This is a genomic window from Pseudoduganella sp. OTU4001 (assembly GCF_038440195.1).
In the GTDB taxonomy this organism is placed as follows: Bacteria; Pseudomonadota; Gammaproteobacteria; order Burkholderiales; family Burkholderiaceae_D; genus Rugamonas.
In genome coordinates, this window is record NZ_JASATG010000002.1 from 145,316 (window position 1) to 171,994 (window position 26,679).

General features: G+C 63.4%; 18 protein-coding genes. 1 reads left to right on the forward strand and 17 read right to left on the reverse strand.

From position 1 onward, the window contains the following. Positions 1–367: 367 nt before the first annotated feature. The 8 genes from AAHE99_RS02620 to glnA all read right to left on the reverse strand — a co-directional run bounded on the left by AAHE99_RS02620 (position 368) and on the right by glnA (position 11,994). The gene (locus AAHE99_RS02620; protein ID WP_342114116.1) at positions 368–1,708 is read right to left on the reverse strand and encodes a sensor histidine kinase; all 1,341 of its coding nucleotides are present in this window, start codon (positions 1,706–1,708) and stop codon (positions 368–370) included. Between the two features lie 9 nt (positions 1,709–1,717). Continuing rightward, a complete protein-coding gene (locus tag AAHE99_RS02625) occupies positions 1,718–3,244 on the reverse strand; it encodes an HD domain-containing phosphohydrolase (protein WP_342114117.1) in 1,527 nt (508 codons plus the stop codon). A 57-nt stretch (positions 3,245–3,301) separates the two neighbouring features. Beyond that, positions 3,302–4,267 (reverse strand): magnesium/cobalt transporter CorA, encoded by a 966-nt coding sequence (corA, locus tag AAHE99_RS02630; RefSeq protein WP_342114118.1) that lies wholly within the window; start codon positions 4,265–4,267, stop codon positions 3,302–3,304. 74 nt (positions 4,268–4,341) lie between these two features. Next, on the reverse strand, positions 4,342–7,179 hold the full coding sequence (locus AAHE99_RS02635; RefSeq protein WP_342114119.1) for a TonB-dependent receptor domain-containing protein: 2,838 nt from the start codon (positions 7,177–7,179) through the stop codon (positions 4,342–4,344). 239 nt (positions 7,180–7,418) lie between these two features. Further along, complete coding sequence (gene ntrC / locus AAHE99_RS02640) at positions 7,419–8,909, reverse strand: nitrogen regulation protein NR(I) (protein ID WP_342114120.1); 1,491 nt, start codon at positions 8,907–8,909, stop codon at positions 7,419–7,421. Positions 8,910–8,919: 10 nt separating this feature from the next. Then, positions 8,920–10,011, reverse strand: a complete 1,092-nt coding sequence (gene glnL, locus AAHE99_RS02645) for a nitrogen regulation protein NR(II) (protein WP_342114122.1) — start codon at positions 10,009–10,011, stop codon at positions 8,920–8,922. Then, complete coding sequence (locus AAHE99_RS02650) at positions 10,008–10,496, reverse strand: DUF4124 domain-containing protein (RefSeq protein WP_342114125.1); 489 nt, start codon at positions 10,494–10,496, stop codon at positions 10,008–10,010. The genes glnL and AAHE99_RS02650 overlap by 4 nt, the downstream gene beginning before the upstream one ends. Before the next feature lie 82 nt (positions 10,497–10,578). Beyond that, a complete protein-coding gene (gene glnA / locus AAHE99_RS02655) occupies positions 10,579–11,994 on the reverse strand; it encodes a type I glutamate--ammonia ligase (protein WP_342114126.1) in 1,416 nt (471 codons plus the stop codon). A 217-nt stretch (positions 11,995–12,211) separates the two neighbouring features. Between glnA and AAHE99_RS02660 the strand changes: the two genes are divergently transcribed. Then, positions 12,212–12,670 carry a rhodanese-like domain-containing protein gene (locus AAHE99_RS02660; protein ID WP_342114128.1) on the forward strand — a complete coding sequence of 153 codons (459 nt, stop codon included), beginning with the start codon at positions 12,212–12,214 and terminating at the stop codon, positions 12,668–12,670. A 3-nt stretch (positions 12,671–12,673) separates the two neighbouring features. On the opposite strand, the gene AAHE99_RS02665 is transcribed toward AAHE99_RS02660, so the two are convergent. From AAHE99_RS02665 to AAHE99_RS02705, 9 genes are all read right to left on the reverse strand, one after another. Next, complete coding sequence (locus AAHE99_RS02665; protein WP_342114129.1) at positions 12,674–14,818, reverse strand: NHL domain-containing protein; 2,145 nt, start codon at positions 14,816–14,818, stop codon at positions 12,674–12,676. 102 nt (positions 14,819–14,920) lie between these two features. Beyond that, a complete protein-coding gene (locus tag AAHE99_RS02670; protein ID WP_342114130.1) occupies positions 14,921–17,404 on the reverse strand; it encodes a TonB-dependent receptor plug domain-containing protein in 2,484 nt (827 codons plus the stop codon). Positions 17,405–17,503: 99 nt separating this feature from the next. Beyond that, on the reverse strand, positions 17,504–18,799 hold the full coding sequence (locus AAHE99_RS02675) for a TAXI family TRAP transporter solute-binding subunit (RefSeq protein WP_342114132.1): 1,296 nt from the start codon (positions 18,797–18,799) through the stop codon (positions 17,504–17,506). A gap of 9 nt (positions 18,800–18,808) precedes the next feature. After that, positions 18,809–21,991, reverse strand: coding sequence for a transglycosylase domain-containing protein (locus tag AAHE99_RS02680; protein WP_342114135.1), 3,183 nt, complete (start codon positions 21,989–21,991; stop codon positions 18,809–18,811). A gap of 313 nt (positions 21,992–22,304) precedes the next feature. Next, positions 22,305–23,090, reverse strand: a complete 786-nt coding sequence (locus AAHE99_RS02685; protein ID WP_342114137.1) for a competence/damage-inducible protein A — start codon at positions 23,088–23,090, stop codon at positions 22,305–22,307. Further along, the gene (locus tag AAHE99_RS02690; protein WP_342114138.1) at positions 23,075–23,902 is read right to left on the reverse strand and encodes an EI24 domain-containing protein; all 828 of its coding nucleotides are present in this window, start codon (positions 23,900–23,902) and stop codon (positions 23,075–23,077) included. The genes AAHE99_RS02685 and AAHE99_RS02690 overlap by 16 nt, the downstream gene beginning before the upstream one ends. A 4-nt stretch (positions 23,903–23,906) precedes the next feature. Continuing rightward, positions 23,907–24,872: a sterol desaturase family protein gene (locus AAHE99_RS02695; RefSeq protein ID WP_342114139.1), complete on the reverse strand. Its 966-nt coding sequence runs from the start codon at positions 24,870–24,872 to the stop codon at positions 23,907–23,909. Continuing rightward, positions 24,869–25,657, reverse strand: a complete 789-nt coding sequence (locus tag AAHE99_RS02700) for a polysaccharide deacetylase family protein (protein ID WP_342114141.1) — start codon at positions 25,655–25,657, stop codon at positions 24,869–24,871. Before AAHE99_RS02700 ends, AAHE99_RS02695 begins: the two co-directional genes overlap by 4 nt. Further along, entirely contained in the window at positions 25,657–26,625 is a 969-nt protein-coding gene (locus AAHE99_RS02705; RefSeq protein ID WP_342114143.1) for a YVTN family beta-propeller repeat protein, read from the reverse strand. Before AAHE99_RS02705 ends, AAHE99_RS02700 begins: the two co-directional genes overlap by 1 nt. Between the last annotated feature and the right edge of the window lie 54 nt (positions 26,626–26,679).

Genomic DNA, 26,679 nt, shown 5'->3' on the forward strand with positions numbered 1-26,679 from the left:
ATTGAACACAATAAACGGCCGACCAATTTACAAATAATTAATTCCGGCAGCGCTTATGTAAACATGCATATTACTAATTGGTCAATTGGAATGAATATGTTGATATCAACATGTAAGCTACAGATAGCATGTAATGGCGGCAATTTGCTGCATTTTGGAGCAAGTTTATTCTGTGCATCATTCAGGAATTTAACTGCTTTAATCAGCACAATCCTGAATTAAATTCTCTGCAAGACGATGCTTTATAAATAAAGCGGCCTCATGCACAGCTGGGCGGCGGAAGGCACAGGGAAGCCAGGCGCAGTAGTTCGCGCCCGGCGCGCCGGCGCCGGCGGCGTGGTGAAATAGCAACGTTTGGCGCTGCCGATCAGGCCGGGGGAGAAATGCGCAACTCAAGCGGCATGCGCAGGTGGAAGCGGCAGCCTTCGCCGGGCTTGCTCTCTACGTCCACCGAACCGCCCATCTGTTGCATGATGGTATAGACGATGTGCATGCCCAGCCCCGAGCCGCCCTGGCCGCGCTTGGTGGTGAAGAAGGGCTCGTAAATCCGTTCGCGCACGCCGGGCGCCAGGCCGACGCCCTGGTCGGTGAAATACATGTCCAGCCAGCCATCGGACTCGCTGGCACTGACCGCCACCGGACCGCCCTGCCCGTTCGGGTAGGCATGGCGCGCGGCATTCATCAGCAGGTTCGACAGCACTTGCGAAAACTTCCCGGGCGGCAAGCGGGGCCGCAGCAGGGGATCGATATCGAGCTCGACCCTGATACCCGCCTTGCGCAATTCCGGGCTGTGCGCCGACACCACGCCCTGCACATAGTCGGCCAGTGCCAGCGTGCTGACATGTTCGGTGCCCTGGTCCACCGCCAGCTGCTTGAAGTTGCCGATCAGCTCAGCCGCACGGTGCAGGTTTTGCTCGATCAACGCAGCAGCATCGTTGAGGCGGGTCGCCAGGCCGACCAGCTCGGCGCGGCTGACCTTGGGCGCCTCCAGCGCCTGCACCAGCTGCGCGGTATAGCTGCTCATGGCCGAAGCGGCGGTCAGCGCCACGCCCACCGGCGTATTGACCTCGTGCGCCACGCCGGCCACCAGCGCGCCCAGCGCTGCCATCTTTTCCTGCTCGACCAGGCTGGCCTGGGCGGCGCGCAGGGCTTCGGTGCGGCGCTCGACCTTTTCTTCCAGCAAGTGTTCGCGGTCCTGGTGCTGCAGCTCGGCCGCCGCGCGCGCCGTGAAAATCGACAGCAGCGACAGCGCCAGCAGGCGCTTGTTCTCATCGATCGGCTTGGTGTCGATGGCCGACAGGATGCCCAGCGTCTTACCTTCGGTATCGACCATCGGCATGCCGACATAGCTCTCCGCCTTCATGTCCACCAGCAGCGTGTCGAGCGGGTAATCCTGCTGGATGCCGCTGCCGTGGAAGCACATGGTCTGGCAGGTCACGTCCTGGCAGGGCGTGTGCTCCAGGCTGTAGTCCATATTCGGCAGGAAGTCTTCGCCGCCCCACACCGACAGGGTGCGGATGCCCTCGTGACCGTCGGGCATGCGGATCACGCGGCCGGCGATCACATAGGTCACGTCCAGCGCCGCCGCCAGGTCGCGCACCAGCACCCGGAAAAATTCGTCGCCCCGCGCCCGCGCGGTGGAATCGGTGATGGAGCGCAGCGCCGCCTCGGCCAGGATGCGTGCGTCATTGGCATCGAATAATTGCATGGCGGGCTCCTAATGGGTGGGGTGGCGCCGGTACAGCTCTTGCAGGTAATCGGTATTTTGCAGCAGCACGCTGGCCAGCGCCGGATCGAAGCGGCTGCCGCTGCCCTGGCGCACCTCGTCCAGCGCGTGCTGCAGCGTATGCGGCGGCCGGTAGCAGCGCGGGCTGACCATGGCGTCGACAAAGTCGGCCAGCGCGGTGATGCGCGCGGCCAGGCTGATGTCGGCGCCGCGCAAGCCTTGCGGGTAGCCGGCGCCGTCCCAGCGCTCGTGGTGTTCGTGCGCGATGCGCGCGGCCAGCTTCAGCACCGGCTGCTGCGACTGAGACAGCATCTGCCAGCCGATGTCGCTGTGGCCCTGCATGCGCTCGCGCTGGGCGGGGTCAAGCGGTCCCGGCACGTTGAGGATGGCGTCCGGAATGCCGGCATGGCCGATATCGTGCAGCGGCGCGGCCTGCCGCAGTTGGCGCACGGCGCCGGCCGGCATATCGACCGCCTGGGCCAGCATGGCAGCGATCTCGCCGACGCGCTCGACATGGCCGCCGGATGCGGCCGAACGGCTCTCCAGCGCTTCGCCCAGGATGTGGATGATGGCGGCCTGGGTCGCTTCCGCCTCTTCGCGCGCCAACAGTTTTTCGAAGGTGATGGCGACATTGGCGGCGAACAGGCCCAGCAGCTCGCGCGCTTCGGCCTGCACCGGCTCGTTGAAAGCCATATAGAGCAGGCTCTCATTGCCATCGCGCGTGCGGTAGTAGCAGGCGTAGTACAGCGGGCCGTCATGGTCGGCCTGCTCGGCCATGCAGCGCACGAACGCTTCACGCACGGGCGGCGGCAAATGCTCCAGGGTTTCCTCCGGCTGCAAGCCAGCGTAAGCGGGCGTGACAGCCAGCACCTGCAGGCGGCCGGGCTGGCGCGCCGCGGCATAGGCGTTCAGGCGGCTGGCGCACACGCCCTCGGCGGCATGCCCGAGCAGGGCCGAGGCCTGCTCCAGCACGGCTGAACAGAAATGGCGCAGGTTGTCCGAATCGCAGACGTGGGTGATCGCATCGATCGAGCGGCGCAGGCCGTGGCGCGCGCGCTCCAGACGCATCAGGTCGCGGTAGGCGCGCAGGCCGGAATAGAACACCGTGCTGAGCTTGGCGTGCGTCAGTTCGGTCTTTTCGCGGTAATCGTTGATATCGTAGGTTTTCAGCACCAGCGCCTGCGGCGCCTGGCCCGGCTGGCCGGTGCGCAGCACGATGCGCACATTGGGGTCGCGCAGCTCTTCGCGGATATAGCGCACCAGCTCCAGGCCGGCATGTTCGGACTCCATCACCACGTCGAGCAGGATCAGGGCGTACTTGCCCGGCTCGGTGAGCGCGGCGCGCGCCTCGGCGCCCGAATAGCAATGGGAAAAATGCACATGCCGGCCGTCGAACTCGAAATCCGACATCACCAGCTCGGTGACCTGGTGTACGGCTTGCTCGTCGTCAACAATGAGGATTTCCCAGGGCGGGAGCGAGGCAGCCGGGGCCGGCGACTCGTCATCGTCGAATAACATTTCGTCATCCACCATGCCCGGCCCCATTAAAGGTTGGTTATAAAAAATTATATACCTCTATAACCACCCTGCCTTCTTAAAGCGTCGATACAGCGAGCCGCAAACAACAGCCATCAGGGTCAGCGCGGCGGGGTAGCCGAAGCGCCAGTCCAGCTCAGGCATGTGCTTGAAATTCATGCCCCAGATGCCGGCAAAGGCGGTCAGCACGGCGAAGATCGCGGCCCAGGCCGCCAGGCGCTTGTTGACCTCGCCCTCTTCCAGCGCCACCATCGACAGGTTGACCTGGATCGCGGTGCCGATGGTCTCGCGCATGGTATCGAGGGCGGCGCTGATGCGCAGCAAGTGGTCGTGGACGTCGCGGAAGTATTCCTGGGTGTTCAGGCAGACCGACGGCACGCGCCCGCCGTGCAGCTTGCCGATCGCGTCCAGCAGCGGCGCCACCGTATGGCGCACCGTCATTACCTTGCGTTTGAGTTCGTACAGCCGTTCGATATTGTCCTGCTGCGAGCCGCGGATGAAGATGCGTTCCTCGATCTTTTCCAGCTCCATTTCCAGCGCGTCGATGATGGGGAAATAGCGGTCCACCACGGCGTCCATCAGGGCATACAGCACGAAGCCGGCGCCTTGCTGCAGCAGGTGCGGTTCGCGTTCGGCGCGCGCCCGCACGCCGAGGAAATCCTGGGTCGAATTGGAGCGGTTCGACAGCACGTAGTTGGGGCCGACGAAGATGTCGACTTCGCCCACCTGCAGCTCGCCTTCGCGCAGTTCCAGCATCTTGACCACCACGAACAGCGAATCGCCATATTCCTCGATCTTGGGACGCTGCTGGCCGCGCCCGGCATCCTCCACCGCCAGCTCGTGCAGGCCGAATTCCTCCTGCATCACCGCCAGCTCGGCGGCCGTAGCGTCGCGCAGTGCGACCCAGACGAAGGCGTCGTCGCGCGCCACGTAGTCGCTGATATCGGCCACCGGGATATCCGCCAGCTTGCGGCCATCCTGGTAGGCCACACAATTGATCAACATTCCTGCTCCATAAATAAAAAAAGCTCCGGGGGAAATCCCCCGGAGCTTAACCGTATTTCTTACTGATGTGTGACTTAGAACTTCACAGAGGCACCGAAAGTGATGTAGCGGCCCAGTGCGTCATAGGTCTGCGGGAAGGTGTTGCCGCTGTTAGGAGCGGTACCACCGATGTTGCCACCGACGATAGGCGGCTTCTTGTTGGCGGCGTTGTTCACCGACACGTTGAAGCGCATGTTCTTCCACTTGTAGTTCGCGCTCAGGTCGATGTAGTTGTGTGCATCGATGTGCGAGAACGCTGGCAGGAACACGGTGCCGCCTGGTTCCTCGTCAACCGCGCCGATGTAGCGCCAGTTGTAGCCCACGCTCAGGTTACCCATATTCCAGGTGGAACGCTGGTTGAACTTGCGCTTGGCCACTGGGGCGTTGACGATGTTGGAGCAAGCCACCGAGTAGTAGCCCAGGCAGTCGCGGGTCGCCGAGACCGGGGTCGCCTTGAACGAGAATTCCTTGACCAGGTTGTAGGTCAGCGACACGTCGAAGTTACCCCACTTGGAGTCCAGGCCCAGCATTGGCGCGCCGAAGCGGTAGCCAACGTTGAAGTCCCAGCCGGAAGTGTTGTTCTTGCCCAGGTTGGAGCGAGGGGTCAGCACGCCCTTCGAGTCAGGACCATTCAGGGTACCGTTGAAGGTGTTGCGGCCGATCGCTTCGCAGGCTGCGTTCATGGTGAAGGTTGGATTATTGCGGTAGCAATCATCCAGCACGTCAGTGGTCGATGCAGCCGACACCGCCTTGTTGATTTCGATGGAGTAGTAGTCCACCGAGATCGCCATCTTCGGCAGCGGCTCGATCACGAAGCCCAGGGTCTTGGTCTTGGCTTCTTCAGGGCCCAGGTTCGGGTTACCGCCGGTCAGGTTGTTGATCTGGCCGGACGATGGCGCCGAAACGCTGCCGATCACCGACTGTGGCACGCCGGTCAGGCGGCACAGGTTGGACAGGGTGCCCGGGGTGTTCGCCTGCGCCTGGTTGATGTTCGCGCCCTGGCAAGGATCGACTGCCGCGTTCGACAGGCCGGTGACCAGCGGTGCGAACAGTTCGTTCACGTTAGGGGCACGGGTAGCCATCTGCACCATACCGCGCATACGCACCATATTGATCGGCGCCCACTCGCCGCCGACCTTCCAGCTGCCGTAGGATTGGGTGCCGGTCTGGGTTTCCAGTTCGGTGTGGCGGTAGCCCAGTTCCGCGTTCACGGCCTTGGCGAACGGCAGGTTGGCCAGCACAGGTACAGCGAATTCAACCGCTGCTTCCTTCAGGGTGAACTGACCCTTGCGGTCCGGGGTTGGCGAACCGGTACCCAGCACTTCGGACTGGGTCTGCGATGCGCCGTCGGACTGGGTGTAAGCGCTGACTTTGCGCTGTTCCAGGGACAGCGAGCTGCCGATCGGCGCGTTGGCCCATGGGGACTTGAACTTGTCGCCGAAGTCACCCGACACGGTGGCCAGCGCCACGTCCTGCTCCACCTTCTGGTTCAGGATCGCGGACAGGTTGATGAAGCCCAGCATGGCTGGGGTGATCGAACCGGCTTCGCCGAACACGTTCAGCGGTACGCAACCGTTGGCTGGGTTCACGCAAGCGGTCTTCGACACAGCGTTCAGGGCCTGGGCCACCTTGCTGTTGGAGCCCCAGTTGCCGCGGGTCTGCATCTGCTCGGCTTCGCCGCGCGACCAGGAAATATCGTAGTTCCAGTCGTACGGCAGGTCGCCCTTCATGCCGAAGGTGTACTGCAGGGTCTTATTGTCGAACACGTTCAGGCGCGGGCCCAGTTCAACAAAGCGGCGGTCCACGGTCAGCGGCACCAGGGTGGTGTTACCCACCACGCAGGATGCTGCTGGAATGCCGCGGCGTTCGCACAGCTGGGTACGCATCGCGTCCGGCATCCATGGGTTGCCGATAGGTACCTGGTAGGTGCCGTTGAAGGTGCCCGATTCCGCCAGGGTGGAGGACACGTTGGACTTGGTGAAGAATACGTCGGTGTAGACTTCAACGCGGTCGTTGATGCGGTAGTTGGCCAGGGTGGTGACCTGGGTGCGGTCCAGGCCGGTCTGGTAGTAGTTCAGCGGGTTGGTGTTGTACAGCTTGACTGGCTGCACCAGCTTGCCGGTGGCCGGGTCGATCTGCCATGCGCCAGCCAGGGCGGTGGTACCGCCGGTGCCCTGGGTGGTCGAGAAGGCGGCTGGCACGGTGGTGCCGGAGCCGGTTGGCAGGCCGGTGACCGAGTTCAGGTTGCTCACGCCGTATGGGCGGGCACCCTGCTGCACTGGATCGGCGACAGTCTTGCCGATCGACAGCACCACATTGCCCTTGCCGTCGTCCAGCTGGGCGCCCATGGTCAGGTCGGTGCGCTTGCGCTTGCCGTCGTGGTCGCCGGTGGTCATGCCGTAGGAGGTGCTCAGGTCGAGGCCGGTGAAGTTGCGCTTCAGCACAAAGTTGGCCACGCCGGCCACTGCGTCGGCGCCGTACACCACGGACGCGCCGCCGGTGATCAGGTCAACACGGTTCAGCAGTGCGATCGGGATGGAGTTGGTGTCGACAGTACCGTTCAGGTTGAACGGCACCAGGCGGCGACCGTTGACCAGCACCAGGGAACGGTTCGGGCCGAGGCCGCGCAGGTCGATGGTGGCGCCACCGCCAGTACCGTTGTTGGTGCCTGGGCCGATCGCTGGCACAGCGGCTGGCAGGCCCTTGAAGAATTCTTCGACAGCAACCGGCTGGGCGGTCTTGATTTCTTCTGCGGAAATCGAAGAAATCGGGTTATTCGATGTGGTACCTGGGGTGGTGATGCGGGTACCGGTGATTTGCACAGTCTCGATCTTTTCCTGTGCCATCGCCGGTACGCCAACACTTGCCAGCATGCCGCCAGCTACAATCAAACGCACGGCACGTGACAACGTTTTCTCTTGAGCCATTCTTTTTTATCTCCCTCATATGAAAGTTACTAACAGCTGTAACAACTGCGTAACAGTGCGTAACTTACTATGGCAATAAACGGAATGGCATCGTTTCCAGACGGCAGGCTTTAACTTTCCTTAATGTTGTTGCGTGGCAGTGACAAATGGTGAGAATTATTTAACTAGTTGATATTATTAATTTTTTAATCATCGGCTGCCCCGTCGATCCCGAGTTCGGCGATTTTGCGCGTGATGGTATTGCGGCCGATGCCGAGGCGGATCGCGGCATCGTTCTTGCGGCCGTGGGTGTACTTCAGGGCGGTACGGATCAGGGCCGATTCGAACTGGCGTCCGAGCACGTCCATCACGTCCTGCTGGCCACTGCTGAGCATGCCGGCCGCCTGCAGTTCGAGCAGGCTGAGCCAGCCTTCCGGCGAGGCTGCCAGCGGCGGCGGGGCCAGCGGCTGCACGTTGCCGTGATGCTGCGGCATGGCGCTTTCGGCGGTTACGGCCGGGCTGGCAGGCGCGGCGCCCTGCCCCTGGCCCTGCGTCAGCTCGAGCGGCAAGTCCTTGATCTCGACCGTCTGGCCCGGGGCCATGACGGTGATCCAGTTACACAGGTTTTCCAGCTGGCGCACATTCCCCGGCAATTCCAGCCCTTGCAGGAATGCCAAGGTTGCATCACTCATACGCTTGGCTTCCACGCCCAGCTGGCGTGCGCTCTGCACCAGGAAGTGGCGCACCAGAATGGGGATATCCTCGCGGCGCTCCCTCAAACTGGGCAGGCGCAGGCGGATCACGTTCAGGCGATGGTACAAGTCTTCGCGGAACAGGCCGTCGCGTACGCGCTGCTCCAGGTTTTGGTGTGTGGCGGTAATCACGCGCACATTGGCTTTCAGCGGCGAGTGGCCGCCGACCCGGTAGAAGTGGCCGTCCGACAAGACGCGCAGCAGGCGCGTCTGCAGATCGAACGGCATGTCGCCGATCTCGTCCATGAACAGGGTGCCGCCCTCGGCCTGCTCGAAGCGGCCGCGGCGCGTGGTCTGGGCGCCGGTGAAGGCGCCGCGTTCATGGCCGAACAGTTCGGATTCCAGCAAGTCTTTCGGAATCGCCGCCGTGTTGATCGCGATGAACGGCTGCTCGGCGCGCGGACTGTGCTTGTGCAGGGCGCGCGCCACCAGCTCCTTGCCGGTACCGGATTCGCCGGTGATCAGCACCGTCACATTCGACTGCGACAGGCGGCCGATGGCGCGGAACACTTCCTGCATGGCAGGCGCCTGGCCCAGGATTTCCGGCGTGTCGGCCGGGCCCGATTCGATGCTCGATTCGCGCAGGCTTTCCTCCAGCGCGCGGCGGATCAGCTCGACCGCCTTGTCGATATCGAAAGGCTTGGCCAGGTATTCGAACGCTCCGCCCTGGAACGCCGCCACGGCGGAGTCCAGGTCGGAGAAGGCGGTAATGATAATGACCGGCAGGCCGGGATGGCGCTGCTTGACCAGCTGCAGCAGGTCGAGGCCGGAATCGCCCGGCATGCGGATGTCGGACACCAGCACTTGCGGCGTCTCGTGTTCCAGCGCGGCCACCGCATCGCGTGCGTTGGCAAAACTGCGCGTGGCCAGGTTTTCACGCGCCAGGGCTTTTTCCAGGACCCAGCGGATCGATTCGTCGTCGTCAACAATCCAGATTGGTTTCATGTATTCGTTATCAAGGCAAAGGCAATAAGATCCGGAAGTCGGTCAATCCGGGCCGGCTCTCGCACTCGATGACGCCCATGTGCTGTTGCACGAAGGTTTGCGCCAGGGTGAGTCCCAGGCCGCTGCCGCCATCCCTGCCCGACACCAGCGGGTAGAAGATACGGTCGCGGATCTGGGGCGGGATGCCCGGTCCGTTATCGATGATATGCAAATCTAATGCCAGCTGATAGCGCACCTTGGCCAGGGTCATCTGGCGCGCCACGCGGGTGCGGAAAATGATCTCGGCATCGCCGTATTCGATGCGCGCCGCCAGCGCATGCGCGGCGTTGTGGGCGATGTTCAGCACGGCCTGGATCAGCTGCTCCTTGTCGCCGCGGAATTCCGGCAGCGAGGCATCGTAATCGCGGCGGATGGTGAGGCCGACCGGGAACTCGGCCAGGATCAGGCTGCGCACCCGCTCCAGCACTTCGTGGATGTTGACGTCGCCCACGATGTGCGGCCGGCGGTGCGGCGCCAGCAGGCGGTCCACCAGGGTTTGCAGGCGGTCCGCTTCCTTGATGATGACCTGGGTGTATTCGCGCAATTGGGTCAGGTGCAGCGGCGGCAGTTCCATTTCCAGCAGCTGCGCCGCGCCACGGATGCCGCCCAGCGGATTCTTGATTTCATGCGCCAGGTTGCGGATCAGCTCCTTGTTGACCTGGCTTTGGTCCAGCAGGCGCTCCTCGCGGTCCTGCTTCATTTGCTGCACGATCTCGCGCAGCTCGATCAGCACCGCGCCATCCGGCTGGTCGAGCGCGCTGGCGATGATGTGCACATGCAGCGCTTCGCGCCCGGCGCGCTCCAGCACCAGCTCCTGGCGCACGTCGGAGAATTTGTGGTCGCGCGCCTGCGTGACGATGTGCTCCAGTTCCAGCGGCTGCGCGAACAGGCCGCCCAGCTGCTGGCGCGCCAGTGCTTTCAGCGACGATTCCAGCAGGTTCTCGCCGGCTGCATTGATGTATACGATATGCCCGCCGCGGTCCACGACGACCACGGCCGATGCCAGCAGGTCCAGCCCTGCCAGGTCAGCGGGCCGGAAGCTGGCAGTGCTGTCTGGGGTCATTTGATATTGCTAAGCTCGCGCTTCAGCGCTTCCACGTTCTGTTCTGCACGCGCAATGCTGTCCTTCAGGCCAGCCACGCGCTCCTGGTATTTGGCGGCGTTGCGCTCGTCGGCACGGCGTTCAGGCTCGCCGTTGTTGAACTCCTTGCGCAAATCCGCCAGCTTACGGTTTTCGGTGTTGAGTTCGTCGGTCAGGATGGCGCGGCGGTCGGCGTCGCGCGCCTTTTGCTCGGCGCTGTCGACGCGCGGGAAATTGGACGGCGCCACCGCCGGTGCGGCGGACGGTGCGGCGCTGCGGCGCGCGGCGCCGGCCGGCGCGGGAATCGAGGCGCCTGGCAGGTCCAGCGGCTTGCAGTGCGATCCCTTGCGGGTATCGGTCAACTCCTTGCGGCCTTCGGCATTCACGCAGAGGTAAATTTGCTGCGCCTGCGCTGCGCCACTCACGGCCAGCAACGCCAGCCCAGATACGAGAGTGCGAGTGTTCATGCCCCGACTATACAACATCCGAAAAAAAACGCGAGGGAAGCTGGGCTTACCTCGCGTTTTGCTTGTTCAGCAAAGTTGCCGATTACAGGGAGTAGTACATGTCGAACTCAACCGGGTGGGTGGTCTGGCGCATGCGGGTGACTTCGGTCATCTTCAGTTCGATGTAGGCATCGATCATCGAATCGGTGAACACGCCGCCGCGGGTCAGGAACTCACGGTCTTTGTTCAGTGCGTCCAGGGCTTCTTCCAGCGATGCGCACACGGTTGGGATCAGTGCATCTTCTTCCGGTGGCAGGTGGTACAGGTCTTTGGACGCTGCTTCGCCTGGGTGGATCTTGTTCTGCACGCCGTCCAGGCCGGCCATCATCAGTGCAGCGAAGCACAGGTATGGGTTGGCCAGTGGATCCGGGAAGCGCGCTTCCACGCGGCGGCCTTTTGGATTGGCCACGTGCGGGATACGGATCGAAGCGGAACGGTTACGGGCCGAGTAAGCCAGCTTCACTGGAGCTTCGTAGCCTGGCACCAGGCGCTTGTACGAGTTGGTGCCTGGGTTGGTGATCGCGTTCAGCGCTTTGGCGTGCTTGATGATGCCGCCGATGTAGTACAGCGCGAAGTCGGACAGGCCGGCATAGCCGTCGCCTGCGAACAGGTTTTTGCCGTCTTTCCAGATCGACTGGTGCACGTGCATGCCGGAGCCGTTGTCGCCCACCACTGGCTTAGGCATGAAGGTAGCGGTCTTGCCGTAGGAGTGAGCCACGTTCCAGACGATGTATTTCAGGTTCTGGGTCCAGTCGGCGCGCTCAACCAGGGTCGAGAACTTGGTGCCGATTTCGTTCTGGCCAGCGCCAGCCACCTCGTGGTGGTGCACTTCGACCGGGATGCCCATCTGTTCCAGGATCAGGCACATTTCGGAACGCATGTCCTGGAAGGAATCGACTGGAGGCACTGGGAAGTAGCCGCCTTTCACGGTTGGACGGTGGCCGGAGTTGCCGCCTTCGATGTCCTTGTCGGTCGACCAGGAAGCTTCGTCGGAGTCGATCTTGACCATGCAGCCGGACATGTCGATGCGCCACTTGACGGAGTCGAAGATGAAGAATTCTGGCTCTGGGCCGAAGTAGGCGGTATCGCCCAGGCCGGAGGACTTCAGGTAGGCTTCAGCGCGCTTGGCGATGGAGCGTGGGTCGCGGTCGTAGCCCTTGCCGTCCGACGGTTCGATCACGTCGCACTGCATGAAGAGGGTGGTCTCTTCCATGAACGGGTCGATGTTGGCAGTCGCTGGGTCTGGCAGCAGGATCATGTCCGAAGCTTCGATGCCTTTCCAGCCGGCAATCGAGGAACCGTCGAAGGCGTGGCCCGATTCGAACTTGTCCATATCGAAAGCGGAAACTGGCACGGTTACGTGCTGTTCCTTACCACGGGTATCGGCGAAACGGAAGTCCACGAACTTGACTTCGTGATCTGCTACCATCTTCAGAACGTCTGCGGCGGTCATTGCCATTGCATATCTCCTAAGTGAAAAAAGCGCCGCTACCTCTTGGGCGCGGCCAACGCTGGTGGTACATTAAGCAGGATTCATGCCAGCAAATTCCCGGCAAGCAGTGCAGAAAATGCGCACCATGCGAGTGCGTTTTCCGATTATCGCACCAATCTGGTGCATAGTCGCACCGATTAATGCAAATGCATCGTTGTGGTGCAGTCATCATAAAGGAAAAACCATGAGTTCCAGTGAGATTCTCGACCGTGCACGCAAACGCGACACTTCCCTGCCCTATGCCGGTGCGGTGACCCCGCAAGAAGCCTATGAACTGCTGAAAAGTGACCCGCATGTGCGCCTGGTGGACGTGCGCACGAATGCCGAACGCGACTGGGTAGGACGGGTGTCTTTGCCGGCCGAGCAGCAGGCGGCGGTGCAGTGGAATCTCTACCCGGGCGGCACGCCGAACCCGGACTTCCAGGGCCAGCTGGCCGCTGCCGTACCGGGCAAGGACACCGTGATCGTGTTCCTGTGCCGCTCCGGCGTACGCTCGCGCCACGCCGCCAAGGCCGCCACCGAAGCCGGCTACACCCAGTGCTTCGATATCCTGGAAGGCTTTGAGGGAGATAAGGACGCCGACGGCCATCGCAAGACCGTCAGCGGCTGGTGCAAGGCCGGCCTGCCATGGGCCGGCGCCTGATCCTTATTGCGTGATGCGCAGGATGGCTTGCTCGCTGGCGATATAGAGCACGCCGTCCTTGTCGACTGCCATGGCCTGGATTTGCGCCAGGCTGCCCGGCAGCGGTCCCAGCTCAACACCATATGAGCCTGCCTTGCCGAGGATGATGCTCGAGCTGCCGTCCGGCTTGACCTTGCGCACCACGACCGAGGTACCGCCGCTGCCCTCCGCCACATACACATTGCCATCCCTGTCCACCGCGATCGCGACGGGCACCGCATCGATTCCCCCATAGCCGTAGAACAGCAGTACCGTACGCGTGCCATCCGGCGCCAGGCGGACAAGATCCTGCCCGAACTTTGCCGTGTTCGCTTCAAGCACATGGCTGTTGCCGCGCGCATCGACCGAGTCGAGCAGGTAGCTGGTCTGCTGCACCGTGCTCACCACACCGGCTGGCGTCAGCTTGCGGAGCACCGATTGCATATGGCTGGCATTGGGCAGCCGCACCGCATCGTACAGATACAGATTGCCGGCGGTATCGAACTGCGCGTGGGCTACGGAATTGAAGCGCGCCTCGGCAGCACTGCCGTCAGCCACGCGCATATCGCCCTCCTTGCCCGCCAGCCAGGTCAGCGAACCATCCGCGTTCACCCGGCTGATGGCGCCACCGGAAAACGCCACCATGCTGCCGCCGAAGTTTGCCCCAGCCAGGAAGTATCGGATTGGGCTGCCAGCGGGCGTTACCGTCGCCAGGCCGGCCGGCTTGACCGATCCGTCCTTGCCGACTTTGTACACTACGTCGCCGAGCGCCAGTACCTCGCCCTTGCTGTCGATCGCGAGCCCACGCACAAAATTCAATGGCGGGGACACCAGCGAACCATTCACCACATCGTACTCGGCGGCTTTGCCTGAGACTGTGCTCACCGTGCCATCTGGCGTGATCTTGCGCAGCACCTCGCTGCAGGCAGCGAACAGGTTGCCGGCTTTGTCGAGCGCCAGGCCCGCCAGGCCATCGAGACAGGCCTGGTTGCCTTTGCCGTCCGCCGCTTTGCATGGCCCGGTCTTGCCCGCCAGCGTAGTCACGACGCCAGCCGCAGTCACCTTGCGGATCAAGCCACTGTCAGACACGTACACAGTGCCATCCGCGTCTGCCGCCACGCCACTGATTGAGCCGAAGCGGGCCGCGCTACCGCTACCGTCCACAGGCGTGGCCAAGGCGCCGGCCGGCTGTTCGACGCCCGCCAGCACGCTCACCGTGCCGTTCGGTGCAATGCGGCGCAGCACAGTGGCCGTCGCCACCAGTACGTTGCCAGCACCATCAACGCTGATATAGCGATCCACATCGACCCCGGTCGCCAAGGTTGTGGTTGCGCCCGATGGCGCGATCTTGCGCACGCTGCGGTAGTACAGGTCGGTGACATACAGGTTGCCGACCTTGTCGAAGGCCAGCGCACCCGGATCGCCGAAGCGCGCCGCAGTACCCATGCCGTCCGCGTTGCCCAACTGGTCGGCGACGCCGGCCACAAAGCTCTCCACACCAGCTGGCGTGGTCTTGCGCACCGAACGGCCGAACAGGTCGTAACGGTTGCCGTCGGCGTCGATTGCCAGCGTGCGCCCGTCAATCACCAAACCCGGCGCGGTGGCCAGCGTGGCTGTGCCATCGGTGCCCATGGTCGCGGTGCGCATGCGGCCATTGTCCGGCAGGTAGACCACGCCGTTCGGTGCAACCGCGACCGCGCGCGCGAAGAACAGGCGGCCCGGCTTGCCGTCCAGGTTGCCCTGCCCGCCCAGCGCGCCGGCGAACAGCGTAATGCCCGGCGCGGCCTTGACGGTCAGGATAGCCGGGGTGCTGGCCAGCGTGCTGATGCCGCTCTTGACGATCACGGTCCAGCTGCTGCCGTTGTCGGCCAGCTGCGGCGTGAAGGTGTAGCTGGCGGCAGTGGCGCCGGCGACGTCGGCGCCGTTGCGCTGCCATTGGTAAGTGAGGCCGCTGCCACTGGCGGCAACGGTGAAGGTGACGCTCTGCCCTGCCGTCACGGATTGCGCGGCGGGCTGGCTGGTGATGGCCGCCGGTGCCGGCGGGACAGGAGTACTGCTGCTACCACCGCCGCCGCAAGCGCTGAGCGCGATGGCCGCCAACAGACTGGCCAGGTAAGTCGAAATGCGCACTTCAATTCCTTGTTAAGTCTGCGGAATTGCAATGTTACATCATTACTTATTTTGCAATGTTACTTTCAAGTAAAAAGCCCCGCCGTAGCGGGGCCTCCAGTCTTACAGCGTGTAGTTCAAGCGCGCGTAGACGAAGCGGCCGGAACGTCCGAACGGCGAGTAGTTCGAGAACGGCGCGTTGCCGGTGCTGTTCAGGGCAGCCGGATAGGCATCCGGATACTGGTCGAACAGGTTCTCGGCACCCACGGCTGCCGTCAGGCGTTCGGTGATCTTGTAGCGGCCTTCGATATCGACCAGGGTCTTCGGCGTCATCCAATGGTCCAGCGCAGCGGTGGTGCCAGGCTGCAGCACCTTGCCGTAGCGGGTGGCGCGCAAGGTGCCGCTCCAGGCGCCCAGCGAGTGGTTCAGGCTCGCGGTGAACTTGGTCTGCGGGGTGCCGTGCTCAAAGGTCAGCACGTTGATGCGGTCGAACAATGGCGGTGCCGGGTTCAGCGCGGCCAGCTGTGCGGTCACCGGCACCTTGGTCACTTCGGTCTTGGTGTAATTGCCTGCCAGGGTGAAGTCGAAGCGGCCGGCCATCGGCGACATCCATGGGTAGCTTGCCACCACATCGACACCGCGCGTGGTGGTATCCACGCCGTTGATGAAGAAGCGGCCGCCGCCCACGCCGATGAAGCCCAGCGAGGTCAGGTAGTTGCGCACATTGGTCTGGGTCAGGTTCTCCGACAGCACGATGCGGTCGCGGATCTTGATCTGGAAGCCGTCCACCGTGAACGAAGCCTTGCCCACCTTGGCCACGGCACCCAGCGAGAAGTTGGTCGACTTCTCGGCGTCCAGCGGCTTGGCGCCCATCGCCACCGCCGCCGGGTGGTTCGGCTTGAAGGTGGTGATGTCGAACGGCACGCCGTTGATGAAGTTGGTCGCAGTCGAGGTGAAATTCTGCTGCTGCGGCGAGGGTGCGCGGAAGCCGTTCTGCACCGAACCACGCAGCGCAAAGCCTGGTGCGAAGTTGTAGCGGCCTGCCAGCTTGCCGGACCAGTTGTTGCCGAAGTCCGAATAGTGCTCGCCGCGTACGGCGAAGGACGCCAGCAGGTTCTGCGCCACGTCGGCTTCAAAGTCGGCGTAGACCGAGTAGGCCTTGCGGCTGGTATCGGATTCGTCGCTTGGGCGGAAGCCTGGGAACACCTGCGCGCCGGAGGCGGTTGGCGAACCGTTCGGCAGCAGCACGCCGCCGTTGCGCCAGGAGTCCGGCTCGCCGGCGTGCAGCGCGTAGCCTTCGCGGCGTGCTTCGGCGCCGATTGCCACGTTGAGCGGCGAATTGAGGCCGACGTCGAACTGCTTCACGCCGGACAGGTTGAAGGTGGTCTGGTCGTACTTGAAGCCACCGGCATCGAACTCGCGCTTGGAGGCCGCGCCGAGCGAGCGGTTCAGCGTGTTCTTGATGGTGTAATCCATCTTGTTCTCGCCGTAGGTGACCGAGGCATCCATATCCCAGCCGCCCGCACCCCAGTTGGCGCCGAAGGCGAAGCTGCCATCCGACACTTCCGGCGCGATGATCGGCAGGAAGCCGTTCGGATAAATGGCGATCACGTTCTGGTCCTGCAGGGCGCGGCGGAAGAAGCCGGCCGAACGCGCGTCGCGGTCCTGGTAGCTCGCCCAGCCATACAGCTTGACGCCGCCGGCCAGGTTGTAGCCGGCGTTGGCGAAGAAGGTGTTCTGCTTGATTTCAGGTTCGCCGTACCAGGCGTTGAAGCGGTCGAAGGTCGCTTCGCGCGGGTCGAAGGCGCCGCCCACCAGCGGGTACTGCTGGCGCGTGTCCCAGCCCGAGCGCTCGGTGTGGTCCTGGCGCTTGCGTTCCAGCGCAACGGTCAGGTAGCCGTCTGCGCCCAGCTCCATGCCCTTCCACAGGCTCATGGTCAGGGTGTTGCCGTCCGTGCGTTCGCGCGAGTTGACGGTGCCCCAGGTGGCGCCGGCCGGTGGCGTGACCGGGTTGAATTCGTACTCGGTGTCGCGGCGGCCGTAGCTGATGCTCGCCTCGCCGCCGGTGCGGTCGCTGCGCAGGCGCACGTTGACCACGCCGGAGATCGCGTCCGAACCGTATTGCGCGGAAGCGCCGTCGCGCAGCACTTCAATGCTCTTGACGATGCCGGTCGGGATGGTGTTCATGTCCACCGCCGCCGAACCGCGGCCGATGGTGCCGTTCAGGTTGACCAGCGAGGAGGTGTGGCGGCGCTTGGAGTTGACCAGCACCAGGGTCTGGTCCGGCGCCAGGCCGCGCAGCGTGGCCGGGCGGATGGTATCGGTGCCGTCGGCCAGGCCGGGGCGTGGGAAGTTCAGGGATGGCAGTGCCACCGACAGCGCCTGGGTAATTTCCGGTACGCCGCCGTTCTTGAGGGTTTCGGCGCTGATGATGTCGACCGGCGCGGTGGTATCGAGCACCGTGCGGTTCGACACGCGGGTGCCGGTAACGACGACGGTGGCGGAATTTTCTGCGGCGGGCGCCTCTTGCGCCCAGCTGGCGTTAGCGGCAAACAGCGATGCGATGGTGACTGCGAGAAGTTGCTTCTTTGGTGTCGTTCTATGCATATGCGCTCTCCGAAAAGTTAAACTATTTTCACTCCCTTAGCCTATCTTTCCGGTAACGCTGCTTGACTGTCAATCAAAGGTATCGCGAACGCAACACTTTTACGTGTTTGTACGTAGCCGCTGGCGCACAAATTCGATGTGGTTGCGCAGTCCGTAGAATTCGTCGGCGAAGGAGAGCGGGACGCTCAGGCGGTTGACGCGCTCTTCGATCTGGTCGAGGCGGCGCAGCAGTTCCTCACGCGGTTTGCCCTCGTCGACGCCCTGCTCCACCGAGCGCAATTGGCCGTACCAGCGGTAGACGCGGGAGCGGATGCGCCAGACGTACAGCGGCGGCACCACGCGCGACAGCGGCAGCACCAGGGCGCCGACGGCCAGCAGCACCACCCACAGGCGGTCGAACAGGTTGGCCAGCCAGAAGCTCATATAGCGCTGCAGGAATGGCGGGCCGTCCTTATAGAACTTGGCCGCTTCGTGCGCGACGGGGATTTCGGTGTAGCGCGGCGACGGGAACTGGCCTTGCTGCTGGAACCAGCCGGCACCGCTGTGGATATTGCTGGCGGCCTGCACGAACAAATCGACCAGGGCGGGATGCAGGTCTTCGCGCGCGACCAGGGTGGCGGTGGGGGCGATCAGCTGGTAGTCGCGTGCCGGCAGGTCGCGGCCCAGGTCGACGATGCCGCGCGGGAGCGTGACGTGTGTCAGGAACGGCAGGCGGCGCGTGTAGGCTTCGGCCTGGGTAAAGTCGAACAGCTTGATGCCGGGGGTCATCAGCAGCATCTGGATCAGGGGATCGTCGGGGGCGGCGGCGAACACCAGCGCGTCGATGCGGCCTTCCAGCAGTTCCACCGTGGCAGGGGTGTTTTCCAGGCCGCTGGCGGTAAAGTCGCCGGGCATCACGCCGTTCACTTGCAGCACCTGGCGGAACAGGCGCGGGGCACCGCTGCCTTCGGGGCCGAGGTTGATCTTCAGGCCTTTCAGTTTGGTCAGGCTGGTGACGGCCTTCTTTTCGCGCATGAAGAGCCATAGGGGCTCGGTGAACAGGCTGCCCAGCGAGACCAGGCCGCGCCGTTCGGCGTCGGCTTCGTTGGTGGAGCCGCTTTGGACGAAGGCGATGTCGGTGTCGCCTCTATTCAGGCGTTGCAGGTTTTCCTGCGAACCCTGGCTGGGCTGCAGGGTGACTTTGATGCCGTGTTTGGACATGGCTTGCGCGTAGCGCTTGCCGATGTTTTCGTAGGCGCTGTTTTCCTGGCCGGTGGAGAGCTTCACCACGCGCGGGGGCGTGGGGTCGATGATCCAGTAGGCTAAGGCGCAGGCGGCGGCGACCACAATGACCGTGGGGGCCACCGAGACGATCAGGTCGCGCAGGCTGAGTTGGGTGAACTTGGTGAGTTTCATGCGCGCATTTTAGCGCGCTCCGCATGCCCGTAGTGATGCTGCGGGAACGGCTGTCCCGCTGGCCAGCGAGGCCGCCGGCACCACTGCCCCCGGCGCATTGGCGGCAGCCACCACCGGCGCCGCCTTCTGCTGGTTCGGCTCAATCAGCGGCATCAGCGACGGCGCCAGCACCGTCAGCAGCTGCACCGGCAGCGCCGAGGTGAAGTCGTAGTTCTTCGACTCCGGCCCATGCACATACGCCGTCATCGAGCCAAAGAACCGCTCGCCAATATTGAACACAAAGGTCGCCGAGCGGTTCACATAACGCGACTCGATCAAACGCCCGCCCGCTGCATAGACATCAAAGCGCTGGTCGCCGGTGCCAGTCTTGCCGCCAACCGGGATGATCACGCCGTCCGCACCGACAAAGGCCGCCTTCACGCGCCGCGCGGTACCATCCGACACCACCTCGCGGATCGCATCGCCCAGTGCACGCGCCACTTCCGGCGACAGCACCTGCTCGTTGGAAGTCGACTTGTTGCGCGCCACCGTCGTTTCGTACGGCGTGCCCGCACCAAAGTGCAGCGACTCGATCCGCTGCGTCGTCTTGCGCACGCCGCCGTTGACGATAATGCCCATCATCTCAGCCAGCGCCGCCGGACGGTCCGCCGACGCGCCCAGGGTGGTGGCATACGACGGCACCAGCGAATCAAACGGATAGCCCATCTTCTTCCACTGGCGGTGGATGCCCATGAAGGCTTCCATCTCCAGCAAGCCGGCGATGCGCTTGTCCTGCGCATGCTTGCGGTGCGTCTTGAACAGCCACTGGTAAACCTCCTGGCGCTCCTTCTCGCTGGCCGCCACCACGTCGGTCAGCGAGGCGCCCTCGTTCTGGTGCAGGTAAGCCACCATCCACAGTTCCAGCGGGTGCACCGAAGCCAGGTAGCCGCGGTCGGCCAGGCTCCACTTGTCGATCGCGTACTGCTCATACATCTTGGCCAGGCGCTCATCCGGCACATCGTTCTGCACCTTCAGGTTGTCGTTGACGAACTTGCTGAACTCCGCCAGCGTCGCATTCGGATGCACGGTGCGGTGGATATTCGCCAGGCGCACCGGCGTCGGACGGATCGAATCGAGCAGCACGCCATCCAGCTCCGTCGCCTTCTTGCCCTTGTACTTGGCATAGAAGCGCACCAGGAATTCCTTGCCCTCCTTGTCAGCAAAGCGCGCCAGGTAAGCTGCGCGGCGCGGGTCATCGGCATCGGCCAGTACGGTCTGCGAGGAGCCCGGCATCTGGAACGAGTAGTACTTGACCACATCGCGCATCAGGCGCACGAACACCAGGTTGGTGGAACGGCGCAGCGCTTCGCGCACCGACATGATCTTAAAGTCGTCATCCTTGCTGAAGTTGCCGAAGTAATGCAGGCCGCCGCCGGTGAAGAAGCCCTCGCCCGGATTGGCCGAATACTTGCGCTCCAGCGCCGCCTGCAGCATGGCCGGCAGGTCGCGCTTGTCCATCGGCGTCATGATCAGGTACTCGAGGCCCCAGGCGGTCAGGCGGTCGCGCGGGTCGACGCTGATTTTCTTCAGCTCGGCCACTTCCATCTTGCCGTACTTCTTGTGCAGCTGGTCGACGATGTCCATATACGTGACCAGGGTGCGCAGCTTGGCGGTCGAACCCAGGTCCAGCTTGGCGCCCTCGTTGATGTCCAGCGGCTGGTCGTAGTTATCGGTCTGCACGCGCAGGTAGTTGGCGTGTTCGCCGCGCTCCAGCAGCGTGAAGCTGTACACCACATTGGCCGGGTCGCCATTGCCCAGCAAGCCTTTGCCGGTCAGGCCCGCCTTGACGGCGGTTTCCTGGTCGCGCAGTTCGCGCAGCATGGCGGTGACGGCCTTCTGGGTTTCCGCATCGAGCGTGCTGCTGACGGCCAGGTCCAGGCGGTCCAGGTTGTACATGCGGTTGTCGCCCAGCAGGTTGGCCAGGTGCACGCGCACGGCGTTGGACGCCTTCTTGGTCACATAGGACATCGGCGGCGCGGCCTGCAAGCCGTTGCCCTTGGCCGGATGCAGCTTCTCTTTCAGTGCGGCGTCGCGCAACTGCGGCGTGATGATGCCGGCCGTCGCCAGCAGGCGCAGGTGGCTGTTGGCCAGCACTTCCAGGTCTTCATCGCCGTCGCCCAGGTAGTAGCTGGGGCGGCGCTGCGCGATCAGCAGCGACAGCGCTTCCTTGAAGGCGCGCGCGCTTTCCGGCTTGTCCATCTTGCCGCCCAGCAGATGCGCCACTTCATCGAATTCGCGGCCGTACCAGACCCACATGCCGTCGCCGATGCCATTCACTTCGCCGTAGCCCGGCTTGGCCGACAGCGGCACGGTATTGAGGTAGTCGACCACGATCTGGCGCCGCACCTTGGTGGTGTCTTCGCCTTGCTGGTAGGCGCGCAGCGTGGCCGAGACCATCTGCTGCAGCTTGTCTTTCATCGAGCCGGTGCGGCCTTCCGGCGAATGGCGGTATTTCTCGATCTGGGTCGCCAGGGTCGAGCCGCCGGCGGCGCGATGGCTGCCCAGCCCGACCGCACCCATCGATTTTTCCAGGATAGCTTTGGACAAGCGGTCCCATTCCACCGCCGGATTGCGTTTCGGGTACTTATTGTCGAGCAGCTCGCGGTTCTCGATGAACAGCAGGCTTTGCACCAGGGCGGTCGGCGTCTTGTCGAAGCCGGCGTAGATGCGTTCCGGATAGCTGGCCGAGAACAGCGGCTGCGCGCGGCAATCGAGAATGGTCAGGCCGGTGCGGGTCTTTTCGCGGTAGGTCGCGAACACCCCCATATCGGTCAGCTCCACCATCTTCGGCGAGAAGCGCGCCTGCGAGGTGATTTCGTAATCGCGCGCTTTCAGCTTGCCCAGGTAGTCTGGCAGGTTGGCGTAGCCCAGGCGCTCGTCGTACGGGCTGTCATGCGGATAGCGGATTGCCTTGCTCGGCCCCGGTTCCACCTTATAGGTCAGCTGACTGACCAGGTCCGTGAACAGGCGCGCCTGCATCGTTGAGGTGCGGGTTTCATGGTAGCCCCAGAAACCGGCCACGGTCAGCAGCACCAGGATCAGCACAATGAGCGCATTGCGCGAACGCGAACCCTTTTTCGGTTCGGATGGTGGTGGTGGTGCGGGCTCGGTTGGATCGTGTGGGCTTTGTTCGTAATCTTGTTGGGAAGGCATAGGTACCGAGCGCAAACGCCGCCTGCTGCCGCCATATCCAATTGCTGCCGCACCTGCACGCATTTTGCGCACCGCACGTACGACAACTCGGGGCCGGCGAAAACGACGATTGCTTAACATAGTGTTCAAACCGGACAGTACACGCAGAGTATTTCTGCTTGATTACCATTGCACCACAACGGCGAACGGTGCACGGGGCAACTCGCAAAATATTTGAACTTCGCGTAGTACTTTCGCAAAAAAACAACGGCGCTCGACATGGTTTGTGAGCGCCGTTGCAAGAGCTGTTAACACCCTTTTCACACTGTGAATTTCAGGGCTTCACGTACTCCATATTCAAGGCATCGAGCTCACGGCACATGTGCGCAAAAGCTGCTTCGCATTGGGCCGGATCGCCCTTCACACCAAGCTCGATGTGGCGCCTGGTTTTGGCGTCGCCCACGCTGGGCAAGCTGAAGACCTTGATGCGCGGCCAGGCTGCTTCCAGGGCCAGCATCAGCGGAGTCAGCGCGGCTTCCGCTGCTTCATACACTAGCACCGATTGCTCAGCACGCGGCTCACGATTGAACAGGTCGGCGTAGTGGGTATCGAGCACCCATTCGATCATCGGCCACGCCATGACCGGGAAGCCGGGCACGAAGTAATGCGTGCCGTGCGCGAAGCCGGCCACATTGTTATACGGATTCGGTATAAGCGCGGCGCCTTGCGGGAACTCAGCCATCTGCAGGCGCTGCAGGTTTTCCGGCGAGTGCAGGTCGGCCACTTCGCCCTTCTCCTCGGCCACCTGGCGGATGCGCTGCTGGATGCCTTCTTTCGCGCCCTCGTGCAGCACCAGGGGCAGGCCCGCCGCGGCGGCTGCCGCCTGGCGCGTGTGGTCGTCCGGCGTGGCGCCGATGCCGCCGCAAGAGAACACGATATCGCCGCTGGCAAAGGTGCGCTTCAGCGTGGCGGTGATGCGTTCGCGGTCGTCGCCCAGGAACTCGGCCCAGCCCAGTTGCAGGCCGCGCGCCGCCAGCAGCTGCACCACTTTGGGGAAGTGCTGGTCGACCCGTTTGCCGGACAGGATTTCGTCGCCGATGATGATCAATCCGATTGGCATAGGCTTTCCTCGAATGGTGTGTGGCGCAGCTGGGCCAGGGCTTGCAGGCAGTAGTACTCAAACCACAGGCCGGTAAAGATGAATATTACGACATACACCCAGATCGAGGCAGCCAGCAGGATCGGGAAAAAGGCAATCGCTGCCGCCGCGCCGCCCACCCACACCAGGGCCGGCAGCGAGCCGGCCAGGCCGGACACCACGCCGATCGACATCAGCTGCCAGCGGTGTTCGCGCTGTAGCGTGGCCAGTTCTTCCGGGCCGGCGTAATCGGCCAGCGCGTCGTAGCTCATCACCCGGCTGGTCAGCCAGCCCCACAGCAGCACGGTGGCAAGGCCGGCCAGCGGCGGGAAGATGTACAGCGGCAGGATGCACAGCCAGGCGGCCAGGAAGATGCCAAACGCGCCCAGCGCCTTGAGCACGCCGCCGAGGATGGAGCCGCCCTGCTTCTTTTCCAGTTGCGGGAAATGGCGGCCGCCGACGTGGCGCACGACGAAGGGCATGGCCGCCACGCCGATGAAGATCATGGCGGTGACGATCATCAGCGGCAGCAGCAGGAGCAGCGCAAACAGCGGCACCACGATCGAGCGCAGGCCGCCCAGGCCGATCGATTGCAGCCAGTCGCTGGTGACGCGGTAAATTTCGAAATCGACGAAGTGGCCGTGCAGCCAGTCCAGCAGCGGCTGCAGGCCAAGCCACAGCAGCAGCGCCCACAGCGCCACGGACAAAATGAAAGGAACAATACTCAGCAACAGGATTTTGCCGTGGAACTGGGACAGCAGGGCCCGGCCATAAGCGTGGATGACAGCGCGCATTCTTTTAACTCGGTTTCTTTCTCATGTATTCAACCATCCGCTTCAGGCCCAGCCACTGCTGCGCCCAGAAGCCGCGCCCGTAGTCGCGGCCCGCCAGCTGGTCGCGTACGCCGGTCGCTTCGAAGCGCGGCGTGAAATTGGCGGTGCGGAAGATAATGTCCCAAATAGGGAACAGGACCGCGAAATTGCAACCACCGAGCGTGCCCTGCCCTTTCGATTCGTGGCCCACGCCGATGGCGTGGTGCATACGGTGGTAGCGCGGCGACACCAGCAGCCGTTCGCCGATGGGGCCGAAGTGTATACGAACATTGGCGTGCTGCAGGCTTTGCACGATACGCGACAGGGAAACCAGCAGGATGTACTGGCTGGGCGGCACGCCGATCGCCAGCGCCAGCACGGCCATCAGGATATCGCGCAGCAGGTCGTCCAGCAGGTGGTTACGGTCGTCGCTCCACAGGTTCATGTTCTGCTGGCTGTGGTGCAGGCTGTGCAGGCCCCACCACCAGTTGAAGTGGTGCTGGGCGCGGTGCAGCCAGTAATCGGCGAAGTCCAGCACCACCAGGTAGATGGCGAAACTGGCCAGCGGGTGCATGTCGGCCGCCAGGTTTTCCAGGTTGAAGGGCTTGAGGCCGGCCATATGCAGGTCGCCGGTGATGGCGTCGATCACCGGGTCGAGGGTGAAGAACAGCAGCAGCGGCACCAGGCCGATACGCTGCAGCACGGTGTAGATGAAGTCATTCCAGCGGGCGCGCTTGTCGCTGAACTGGTGCACGGGGATGGCGGCTTCCAGCGGGCGCAGGACGAGGTAAAGCAGCAGCAGCTCGGCCAGGCCGATCAGCAGCCATTCGGTGCCTTCGAAGGCTTCTTCGGTGATATCGCCCATGCCGGTCAGGTACAGCAGCGGCTGGATGGCGCTTTCGAACAGCCAGCCTTGGGCTTGGCCTAGCAGGTCGAGCAGGAATTGAATCATTTTTTGTAGTCCGGGTGTTCTCGCAGGGTGGCGAAGCAGAAGCCTTTCTGCTTCAGGCCTTCAATCAGGGGCTCCAGGTTGGCCGGGGCCCAAGGGTCTTTGCGGGACCAGATGCCCATATGGGCCATGAAGATGTCGCCGTCGCGCAGGCCGTCCAGCGCGCGGCGCAGCAATGCGGCATTCGACGCGCGTTCGACCGGCAGCTCGTCGCCGGAGAAGCCGGCGGGGGTGGCCCAGCCGGCGTGCTGGTAGCCGCAGGCTTTGCCTGCTTGCAGCGTGCGCGGGCTGGTCTTGCCGCCGGGTGCGCGCCAGAACGGGTCGAGGCGGGCGCCGGTCATCTGCTCGAAGCGGCGGTCGACGCGCTGCAGCTCGGCGCAGTATTGCTGCGGCGTCCAGTCCTGCGTGCGGCCGGCATGCGGGCCGAATTGCGGTTTGACGGTGATCTTGCCGTTTGCGGCGTCGCGCACGTAATAAGTGTGGTCGAAGGTATGGGAGCCGAAGGCGTGGCCCTCGGCCGCCCGTTCGCGCCAGTAGCCGGCCCACGCCTGGTCGAGCGAGTAGTCGCCGTTGACGGTCTTCTCGTTGGCCAGGAAGAAGGTGGCTTTCACACCCTGGCGCTTGAGCACCGTCGCGATCAGGCCGGCCTGCGACTGGCTGCCGGTGTCGAACGTCAGGTAGATGGTGCCGCGGCACTGCGGCCCGGCGGCCGCCTCCGCGCCCAACGCGAGGGCGGCCAGCGCCAGCACGGCGAGCGGCGCGGTGCGGGCTGGCGCGGCGGGGTTCATTACATCCTCGCGGAGGAGTTGGCGAAGAAGACGCCGTGCGGCGAGCGGCCGACCGGGATCATCTTGACGACCTTCTTCTGCTGCAGGTCGATCACTGCCACCTTCTTAATCCAGCGCAGCGTGGCCCACATATATTTGCGGTCGGCAGTGATTTCCATGCAATCCGGGCCGCCCGGCACGTTGATGGTGCCGACGCTTTCCAGCGTCTTCTGGTCGATGATGTTGATGGAATTGGACACCCGGTTCGACACATAGGTATACCGCCCATCGCCCAGCGCACGGAAATTGTGGGTGCCGGCGCCGGCCTTGATGCGCTTGACGGTCTTCTGGGTGCGCCAGTCGATCACCTCGACGTAGTCGCTGCCCATGATCCCCACCAGCAGGTACTTGTCATCCGGCGTCATGGCGATACCCGCCGGCAGCTTGCCGACCGGGATGGTCCACATCACCTTCTGCGTCTTCAGGTCGATACCGCTGACCTGGTCGCTGCCCTGCTGCGTGATGAAAGCCATCGAACTCTTGGCGTCAAACGCGATATGGCTTGGCAGCTTGGGCATCGGCACCCGCTTGGCCAGGACCATTTCCTTGCCGTTGTAGGAATAGATGTCAACCCGGTGCAGGCGCAGCGACGTCGCCACAAACCATTTCTGGTCCGGCGAGAAGCCGATCTGGTAAGGATCGAGGATATCCTTGACGTGGCGCTGCTTCTGACCGGTGACCGGATCGAGGAAGACCAGCTCATTGCCCACGGCGCTGGCTACGATCAGCGACTTGTTATCTGGGGTGGCCATCAGGTGGTGGGGTTCCTTCCCCACCGGGAAAGTCTGCAGGCTCTTGTAGCTGGCCTGGTCCAGCAACTGGACCGTGGCGTCGCGTGAATTCAACACGACCACCACATTGGCCTGGGCCGGCTGGACACCAGCCAGGACACCTAAAATTACTGCTGCGCTACGGATACTGCGGAACATGAAAAGCTCGCTTATTGGTTAAGCCAGCCCCTATTTTAAGGTTAAACGTCTTGA

What these genes read in the sequence shown, in the direction of transcription:
- AAHE99_RS02620 (WP_342114116.1), bottom strand. Translation starts at nt 1,708, where the DNA reads ATGCAATTATTCGATGCCAATGACGCACGCATCCTGGCCGAGGCGGCG.
- AAHE99_RS02625 (WP_342114117.1), bottom strand. Translation starts at nt 3,244, where the DNA reads ATGTTATTCGACGATGACGAGTCGCCGGCCCCGGCTGCCTCGCTCCCG.
- corA (WP_342114118.1), bottom strand. Translation starts at nt 4,267, where the DNA reads ATGTTGATCAATTGTGTGGCCTACCAGGATGGCCGCAAGCTGGCGGAT.
- AAHE99_RS02635 (WP_342114119.1), bottom strand. Translation starts at nt 7,179, where the DNA reads ATGCTGGCAAGTGTTGGCGTACCGGCGATGGCACAGGAAAAGATCGAG.
- ntrC (WP_342114120.1), bottom strand. Translation starts at nt 8,909, where the DNA reads ATGAAACCAATCTGGATTGTTGACGACGACGAATCGATCCGCTGGGTC.
- glnL (WP_342114122.1), bottom strand. Translation starts at nt 10,011, where the DNA reads ATGACCCCAGACAGCACTGCCAGCTTCCGGCCCGCTGACCTGGCAGGG.
- AAHE99_RS02650 (WP_342114125.1), bottom strand. Translation starts at nt 10,496, where the DNA reads ATGAACACTCGCACTCTCGTATCTGGGCTGGCGTTGCTGGCCGTGAGT.
- glnA (WP_342114126.1), bottom strand. Translation starts at nt 11,994, where the DNA reads ATGGCAATGACCGCCGCAGACGTTCTGAAGATGGTAGCAGATCACGAA.
- AAHE99_RS02660 (WP_342114128.1), top strand. Translation starts at nt 12,212, where the DNA reads ATGAGTTCCAGTGAGATTCTCGACCGTGCACGCAAACGCGACACTTCC.
- AAHE99_RS02670 (WP_342114130.1), bottom strand. Translation starts at nt 17,404, where the DNA reads ATGCATAGAACGACACCAAAGAAGCAACTTCTCGCAGTCACCATCGCA.
- AAHE99_RS02675 (WP_342114132.1), bottom strand. Translation starts at nt 18,799, where the DNA reads ATGAAACTCACCAAGTTCACCCAACTCAGCCTGCGCGACCTGATCGTC.
- AAHE99_RS02680 (WP_342114135.1), bottom strand. Translation starts at nt 21,991, where the DNA reads ATGCCTTCCCAACAAGATTACGAACAAAGCCCACACGATCCAACCGAG.
- AAHE99_RS02685 (WP_342114137.1), bottom strand. Translation starts at nt 23,090, where the DNA reads ATGCCAATCGGATTGATCATCATCGGCGACGAAATCCTGTCCGGCAAA.
- AAHE99_RS02690 (WP_342114138.1), bottom strand. Translation starts at nt 23,902, where the DNA reads ATGCGCGCTGTCATCCACGCTTATGGCCGGGCCCTGCTGTCCCAGTTC.
- AAHE99_RS02695 (WP_342114139.1), bottom strand. Translation starts at nt 24,872, where the DNA reads ATGATTCAATTCCTGCTCGACCTGCTAGGCCAAGCCCAAGGCTGGCTG.
- AAHE99_RS02700 (WP_342114141.1), bottom strand. Translation starts at nt 25,657, where the DNA reads ATGAACCCCGCCGCGCCAGCCCGCACCGCGCCGCTCGCCGTGCTGGCG.
- AAHE99_RS02705 (WP_342114143.1), bottom strand. Translation starts at nt 26,625, where the DNA reads ATGTTCCGCAGTATCCGTAGCGCAGCAGTAATTTTAGGTGTCCTGGCT.